The following is a 7,272-nucleotide window of genomic DNA, read 5'->3' as shown; positions in this document are numbered from 1 at the left end:
AAGGTCGGCGTGCGCATGCGCTCGAGCCGCAAGCGCTGAAGATCGACGTCCGCGACCGTTAGTTGCGGCTCGCGGGCGAATCGCTCGGATTCGACGAGAAGGTCGCCCATCTCGTAGATCACCGCCTGCCCGTCCCACGACAGGTCGTTGGTGCTCTCCCCGGCTCCGGCCGCCGAATACATGTAGGCCGCCATGCAGCGCATTGCGTGACCGGCCGTCAGAACATGCCGATCGGCCGACTTGCCGACCACGATCGGCGATGCCGAGAGATTGCAGAGGAGAAGCGCGCCCGCCAGCGCACCGCGGATCGAGGGCGGGTTCGGCGCCCAGTAGTCCTCGCAGATCTCGATGTGGAAGACGAAGTCGCGGAGATCCTCGGCTTCGAACAGGAGATCGGTCCCGAACGGCACGACGTCGCCCGCGATCGTCAGGTCCTCGCCGACGATCCCGTGGCCGGATGCGAACCAGCGCTTCTCGTAGTACTCGCGATAATTCGGGAGGAAAATCTTCGGAACGACGCCAAGGATGCGCCCTCGCGAGATCGCGACCGCGCAATTGTAGAGGCGCCCGTTGCGACGGATCGGCGCCCCGACGAGAAGAACGGACGGCAGGTCGGCGGTCTCGTCCCGAAGGCGTCCGAGCGCCTCCTCGACACGATCGAGCAGGGCATCCTGAAGGTGCAGATCGTCTATCGCATAGGCGGAAAGCGAGAGTTCTGGATAGACGAGGAGATCGACACCCTCGCCGGCCGCCCGCCGCGCCTCCGCCAAAATGGCGTCCGCGTTGGAAGCCGGGTCCGCCACGTGGACGCGCGGCGTCGAAACCGCGACGCGCACGAAGCCATGCGTGTGGAGAGACGCGAAGCGCCGGGCGCGTTCTTCGGGTTGGGTCAGCGACAGGGCCACGGGCAAGCTCCGATGTTCAGGCGCGACCAATGCGGATCGGTCTCGTCAGAGAGGTTAAGTCCGATTCGCGGGCCGCGTTCCAGAGCCCGCCGCCCCTTAGCCGCCTCCTTGTTTTGCCGGGAACTGCGGGGTCGCGGTGCGCGTCCTTCCCGGGAGAGGGACACGATCATGACCGACGATCTCAAGCTTCGTCACGGACCGATCGGGGCGAACTGCGTACATCTCTGCGTCGACATGCAGCGGATGTTCGCCGAGAACACGGACTGGCGCACGCCCTGGATGGAGCGGGTGCTGCCGCGCGTCGTAGCGCTCTGCGAGACCGCGCCACACCGGACCATCTTCACGCGTTTCATTCCGGCAGAGAGGCCGGGACAGGGCGAAGGCACCTGGCGGCGCTACTACGAAAGCTGGCAGTCCATGACGGTGGAGCGGATGGGCGCCGAGATGGTCGACCTCCTCCCCGCACTTGCAAGGTTTGAACCGCTGGCGGAGCTCGTCGACAAGACCGTCTACTCGCCCTGGTGCGAGCCGGATCTCGACCGCCGCCTTCGAGAGCGCAAGGTCGACACGCTGATCGTTTCCGGCGGCGAAACCGATGTCTGCGTCCTCGGCACGGTGCTCGGTGGCGTCGATCGGGGATACCGCGTCATCGTGGTCGTCGACGCGCTATGCTCCTCGTCGGACGAAATGCACGATGCAATGCTGGCAGTCTACCGACGGCGCTACGGGCAGCAGATCGAGACTGTCCTGACCGAGACCGCCATCGCCGAATGGACCGGCGTTCAGCCTTCGATATAGCTGGCCTGAACGGCGGCGCCCGGCATTGCCTGGAAAGCGTGAAGACGATCGAGGGCCTTGTCGCGTGCGAGCACGAGGTGGCGCGTCATCGCCGCCGCCGCTTCGGCTCCCCCACCCCGGCGCAGACATTCGATCACCGACAGATGCTCGTCGACGAAGCGATCGACGGTGGCCGCCGGGCCGATGGCGCGCTGGACGTGCTTGCCGGACAACAGCACCGTCCGGCTGCGCCGCAACGCTTCAGTGATCTCCGGATTGGCGGCGTAGCCGAGGCAGGTCACGTGCAGGTCGGTCTCGAGCTGGTCGAGCGTTGCGGCTTCGGACGAGGTCCAAGCGTCGGCGGCCATGCGATGCCGCTCCTCGATCTCAGCAAGAATCGCGTCCGGGATACGCCCGGCGGCCTGGGCGATGGCGACGGGTTCGAGAAGCATGCGCAGTTCGTAGAACTGCTCGATCCGCTCGGCGCCGAGCTCGCGGATCACCCAGCGGGAGTTGTCGCCTTTTTCGAGAATGCCTGCTGCCTGCGCCCGAAGCAGAATGTCGTGGGCGACAGACCGCCCGATCTGAAGATGGCGCGAGAGGGCCAGTTCGTTGACGCGCGAAGGCCCCCGGAGCGAGTGCAGGATCAGCTCGCGCTCGACACCGTAGTAGAGGGCGTCAGCCTGGCGCGCATGTACAAGGCCGATCGTATCCGCGCACAGGCCGAGCATGGCGGGCGTAACCTCGACCCGGCTCGGCGTCTCCTGCCCGACCAGAAAGCCGCGGCCATCGAACCGGCTGACGAGCCCGTCCGCCTCAAGACGGCCGAGCGCCTGCCGCACGGGTGATCGTCCGGCGCCGAACAGCCGCGCCAGAGGCACCTCGGAAAGCACCGTGCCCTGCGGCACGCGCTCCGCCTCCAGTGCCGCGCGAAGGATCTCGGCAATTCGTTCGTAGGTCGGGCGCCGGGCGCCCGCCTCGGTCGGCTCCACCGGCGTCAGGTGATTGCGCCGAGCTGCCAAGGCACGAATTCGTTGTCGCCGTAGTCGTAGATCTCGCTCTGCGTCCGCTTGCCGGACGCCACGGCCAGGATCGTCTCAAACATCCGCGTGCCGGACTGCTCGATCGTCTCTTCGCCGGTGACGATCCCGCCGCAGTTGATGTCCATGTCGTCGCTCATGTGCTCGTACATGGCGTTGTTGGTGGCCACCTTGATGGTCGGAACCGGCTTCCAGCCCGACACGGACCCGCGGCCCGTGGTGAAGACCAGCATGTTGCAGCCGCCCGCGATCTGCCCGGTCACGGCGACGGGATCGTATCCCGGCGTATCCATGAAGACGAAACCCGTCCGGTCGATCGGCTCGGCATATTCGTAGACGGCCTCGAGCGGCATCGAGCCGCCTTTCGCGACGGCGCCGAGCGACTTTTCGAGGATCGTCGTCAGGCCGCCCGCCTTGTTGCCGTGCGAGGGGTTGTTGTTCAGTTCGGCCCCGTGGCGCGCGGTGTAGTCGCGCCACCAGTCGATGCGGTCCATCAGCTTCTGCGCCACCGCCGGCGTCGCCGCGCGGCGGGTCAGCAGATGCTCGGCGCCATAGATTTCGGGCGTTTCAGCAAGGCAGGCCGTGCCGCCATGGCGAACGAGGAGGTCCGACGCATAGCCGAGGGCCGGGTTCGCCGAGATGCCGGAATACCCGTCCGATCCGCCGCATTCGAGCGCCAGCTTCAGCTTTGACATGGGCTGCTCAGTGCGCTCGATGGCGTTGATGACCGGCAGCATCTCGTTGATGATCGCGCTCGCTTCCTCGACGGTCCGACGCGTGCCGCCAAGCTGCTGGATCGTCATGGTCCGCATCAGCGGCCCCTCCTCCAGCCCGTACTTCTCGGTGATGAAGGAGATCTGGTTGGTCTCGCAGCCCAGACCGATCATCAGGATGCCGCCGAAGTTCGGATTACGCGCGTAGCCGCTCAGGGTGCGTGCGAGATAGGTGTAACCCTCGGTCTTGAGGTTCAGCGCGCAGCCCTGACCATGCGTCAGCGCCACGACACCATCGACGTTCGGAAAGCCGTCGAGCCCGCCCTTGCGATTGAAATGGTCGGCGATGGCGCGCGACACCGTGGCCGAGCAGTTCACCGACGAGACGATGCCGATGTAGTTGCGCGTCCCAGCCTGACCGTCGGTCCTCAAATAGCCCATGAACGTCCGGCGTTCACTCCCGGGCAGAAGCGGTGTCGGCCGTGCGTCGGCGGCGAACTCGTGGTGGACCTCGCTGTCCAGCATGCCGAGATTCTGAAGATGCACGTGGTCGCCCGGCTCGATCGGCGCCGTCGCATATCCGATCACCTGCCCGTATTTCAGAACCCGGCCGCCTTGTTCAACCGCCTTCACGGCGACCTTGTGCCCGCTCGGAATCTCAGCTCTGGCGACGATGCTCCCGACCCCGACCCGCTCGCCCGCTGCGATGGTCCGCCGGGCCACGACGACGTTGTCGTCCGCGTTGAGACGAATGGTGGGCGAGACGTCGAGCACGTCTGACATGGCAAGCTTCCGAAACTTAAAATGGATATTGTCGGCAATGATCATTTCCGGCTTGCGGCCCGAAGTCAATCCGTTGGCTGCTCGGCGTCGAGCTTCGCATCGAGACGATTGGCTCGCGCGCGGCGGTTGGAGCCATTGGTTTACGACGCTGACGAATAGGAGACATGTCGAAGGGAACCCTTCACTCCGCACGTCCACTGTCGGCGAACCGCAACAGGCCGACCCTCATGAGCCTCTCGATCCCAACCCTGCAGTTCACGGACTCCGTCGTCTTCCTGACGTGCGGCGTCGTGTTCGTCAGCTGCTGGCTCCTGCATCGCGAGCGCATCCACCACCTCCTGTTCGGTCTCAGCTTTCTCGTCTGCGCGGGAATGTCGATCGGCTTCGTCGACTTCGGGCGGTACGGCAGCGTCTGGTCGCCGCTCGGGTGGTCGATCGGAGGCATGCTCTTCTGGGTGGGCATTCGCCTCTTCGATCAGCGCAGCGCGATGACGCCATTCATGATGGTCATGGCGGTCGTGCCGGTCGCGACGCATGTGTTGCTCGGGTCGGCTGGTTTCGACGAGGAGTCCGTCAACACAGGCAGCACGATCGCCTATGCCATCCACGAGGCGGCGATGGCCGTCTACGTGCTCGCGATGTCGCGCGGGCGATCCCCGATCCGCAAGGTCATCGGCCTGTCGCTCCTCGCGATCTCCGCCGCGCTGTGTCTGCCGCTGCTGTCGCCGACGCTTCTACCGCCCGACGTGCCGGTCGTTCTGATCTTCGTCGTCGACCACGTGTCGTCGATCCTGCTGACGACCGCGATCCTCGCGTTGGAGGCGGACCGCGCGAATTTCGCCCTCGCCCGGCAGGCGCTTCGCGATCCGTTGACGCAGGTCCTCAACCGGGCGGGGCTGGTCGCCCAGACGCAGCAGGTCATCGGACCCGCCGGCGTCGTCGTCGTCGATCTCGATCACTTCAAGCGGGTGAACGACGGACATGGCCATGCGGCAGGCGACCACGTGCTCGGCGCCTTCGCTCGGCGCGCGGAGCTTCTTCTTCCGGTCGGTGCCCATATCGCGCGATTCGGCGGCGAAGAATTCGTGCTCGTCCTTCCCGGCGCGGCGCGCGCCGAGGCTGCCTTGTTTGCCGAGCGCCTGCGGCGATCGGTCGGCGCGAAGCCGATCCCCTGGAACGGTGTCGAGATCGGAATATCCGTCAGCGTCGGCGTGGCAGTCGCTCTCGGCGGGCCGGACATTCCGGCTGCCGTGGATCGCGCGGACAAGGCGCTCTACCTCGCCAAGGCAAACGGCCGCAATCAGGTCCGGGTCGCGTAAAGGCGAAACGGCTTCGGCACGAGATCGATTGTCTGAGAAGTGGTCGAAGCGAGAGGATTCGAACCTCCGCCCCCCTGAACCCCATTCTGCCGTTGTAATTTCAAATCCATTTTTACGCGTTCACCATTCCTTCGCGAATTTCCTGCGTTTTCGGGCTTTCCTGCACACGACGGATGTGTCGCAGGGTTACCTTCGCGCCGTCGCATCCGTTTGATCCGCCGGCCAAGGTGTCAAGAAGGGGTCAAGGTTGGCCACGGACCTCACGCAGAAGCTTCTCGAACGTATGCAGGCGCAGCGGAGCAGCATCGCCCAGGACGTCTCGGATGGCCGGCAGCGCGGCCTCGTCCTGCGAAACGCCCCAACCGGACTTACGTGGTGGCTCCGCACGAAAGCGAACGGGAAGCCTCGACGTCTCCTCCTCGGCTCCTTTCCGGGTATGTCGATCGCCACGGCGCGGTCAGTCGTGTCCGATGCGACGGACGCTCTCCGGCGCGGCGAGAACGTCGATGCGTCATGGGTCGCGGCCCGACGTGTGGAGGCCGGGCTCAACGAGGCGCCGCCCGCCCCGCCCGAGCCCGAACGTCCGAAGACCTGGTTATGGGAAGACGCCCGGGACGCCTATCTCGCCGACGCCGCCCGCCGCCTCCGCCCCGCGATCGCGAACGGCTACCGCCAGTTCCTCCACCATCCCGCCCTCGTCCCGCTCGCCGGCCGAACCGTCGCAGACATCACGCGCCAGCAGCTCGCTGTCGTCGTCGCGGACGTCTTTCACGCCGGCGCCGAGACGCAGTCAACGAACACGGCCAACGTCCTCAGGCCGATGTGAAGCTTCCTCTCCTCCGACCACATCATCGCCCAATCCGGCGTCGAGCCCGGCATCATGTCCGCCCTCCGTGCCCCGAAGCGCAGCCGTGTCTCGACCGGCCGGCGCACGGAACGGACACCGAGCGTCGACGCCGTCGGCCGCGTCGTCGCCATGGCACGCTGCGGCGTCTTCCACCCATCCGTGGCGGCGGCGATCGAAGTCACGCTACTGACCGCGCAGCGCAGATTCTCCGTCGTCCAGGCGCGGAGATCGATGCTCGTCGAAGAGGACGGCCGGAGCGTATGGCGGCTCCCGCTCGAAGACCTGAAGACTGGCGACCGCCGCGTCGGCAGGCGCGGCGAGACAATCCCGGATCACGAGGTGCCCCTGACGCCGGCGACCTTGGCCGCGTTCGAACGCGCCCTGTCTGTCGAGACGACGACGGACTGGCTCTTCCCGCAGGTCCGCCCGCGCCGTCGTGGCGATCCGGTCTCCCATCTGCACGAGAGCTCCCTGACGCACGCCGTCGCTGAACTCCCCGACGCCGCCTTATCCCCGCACGACGTCCGCCGAGCATTCACGACGACGATCCGGCAGGCCGGCTTCCCTCGCGGATCGGCATCTCTAATCCTTGACCATTCCGAAGGCCGCACCGACGACACAACGGCACGCCACTACGACCGCTACCGCGAGCTCGATGAAAAGCTTCGGATCATGCAGGTGTGGTCTGATGCCGTCGAAGCGGCGGCCGCGAAGGTCGTCGTCGACGTCCCGGCACTGCGAGCCCATCTCGCGGAGAAGCGCCGGCGTCGTACGAAGCCGACGGCGAGGAAGGCCGACAATGCACGACGATCAAAAGCCCCGGCGCGAGAACGTGCTGCCGCTGAATGACATCCTCGTCCTCGTCGAGGACGTCCTCGGCTCCCTCGC

General features: G+C 66.2%; 7 protein-coding genes. 4 read left to right on the top strand and 3 right to left on the bottom strand.

Annotated features, from left to right (window positions below):
- The coding region (locus tag QZ753_RS18815) for a nitrilase-related carbon-nitrogen hydrolase (protein WP_294645902.1) at positions 1–905 on the bottom strand (905 nt) is incomplete at its 3' end.
- Between the two features lie 168 nt (positions 906–1,073).
- Between QZ753_RS18815 and QZ753_RS18810 the strand changes: the two genes are divergently transcribed.
- Positions 1,074–1,703: a cysteine hydrolase family protein gene (locus QZ753_RS18810; protein WP_294645901.1), complete on the top strand. Its 630-nt coding sequence runs from the start codon at positions 1,074–1,076 to the stop codon at positions 1,701–1,703.
- Here QZ753_RS18810 and QZ753_RS18805 read toward each other — a convergent pair.
- A complete protein-coding gene (locus tag QZ753_RS18805; protein WP_294645900.1) occupies positions 1,688–2,704 on the bottom strand; it encodes a GntR family transcriptional regulator in 1,017 nt (338 codons plus the stop codon). The genes QZ753_RS18810 and QZ753_RS18805 overlap by 16 nt on opposite strands.
- Positions 2,680–4,218 (bottom strand): UxaA family hydrolase, encoded by a 1,539-nt coding sequence (locus QZ753_RS18800; RefSeq protein ID WP_294645898.1) that lies wholly within the window; start codon positions 4,216–4,218, stop codon positions 2,680–2,682. The genes QZ753_RS18805 and QZ753_RS18800 overlap by 25 nt, the downstream gene beginning before the upstream one ends.
- A gap of 227 nt (positions 4,219–4,445) precedes the next feature.
- On the opposite strand from QZ753_RS18800, the gene QZ753_RS18795 reads away from it, so the two are divergent.
- The 3 genes from QZ753_RS18795 to QZ753_RS18785 all read left to right on the top strand — a co-directional run bounded on the left by QZ753_RS18795 (position 4,446) and on the right by QZ753_RS18785 (position 7,233).
- Positions 4,446–5,537, top strand: a complete 1,092-nt coding sequence (locus QZ753_RS18795) for a GGDEF domain-containing protein (protein ID WP_294645897.1) — start codon at positions 4,446–4,448, stop codon at positions 5,535–5,537.
- A gap of 247 nt (positions 5,538–5,784) precedes the next feature.
- Positions 5,785–6,363, top strand: a complete 579-nt coding sequence (locus tag QZ753_RS18790) for an Arm DNA-binding domain-containing protein (RefSeq protein WP_367171527.1) — start codon at positions 5,785–5,787, stop codon at positions 6,361–6,363.
- Between the two features lie 54 nt (positions 6,364–6,417).
- A complete protein-coding gene (locus QZ753_RS18785) occupies positions 6,418–7,233 on the top strand; it encodes a tyrosine-type recombinase/integrase (RefSeq protein ID WP_294645895.1) in 816 nt (271 codons plus the stop codon).
- Positions 7,234–7,272: the final 39 nt, after the last annotated feature.

The sequence above is a fragment of the uncultured Aureimonas sp. genome (genome assembly GCF_913775355.1).
In the GTDB taxonomy this organism is placed as follows: Bacteria; Pseudomonadota; Alphaproteobacteria; order Rhizobiales; family Rhizobiaceae; genus Aureimonas.
The sequence above is the reverse complement of the archived record's forward strand: the minus strand, read 5'-3'. Positions and strand labels throughout refer to the sequence as shown.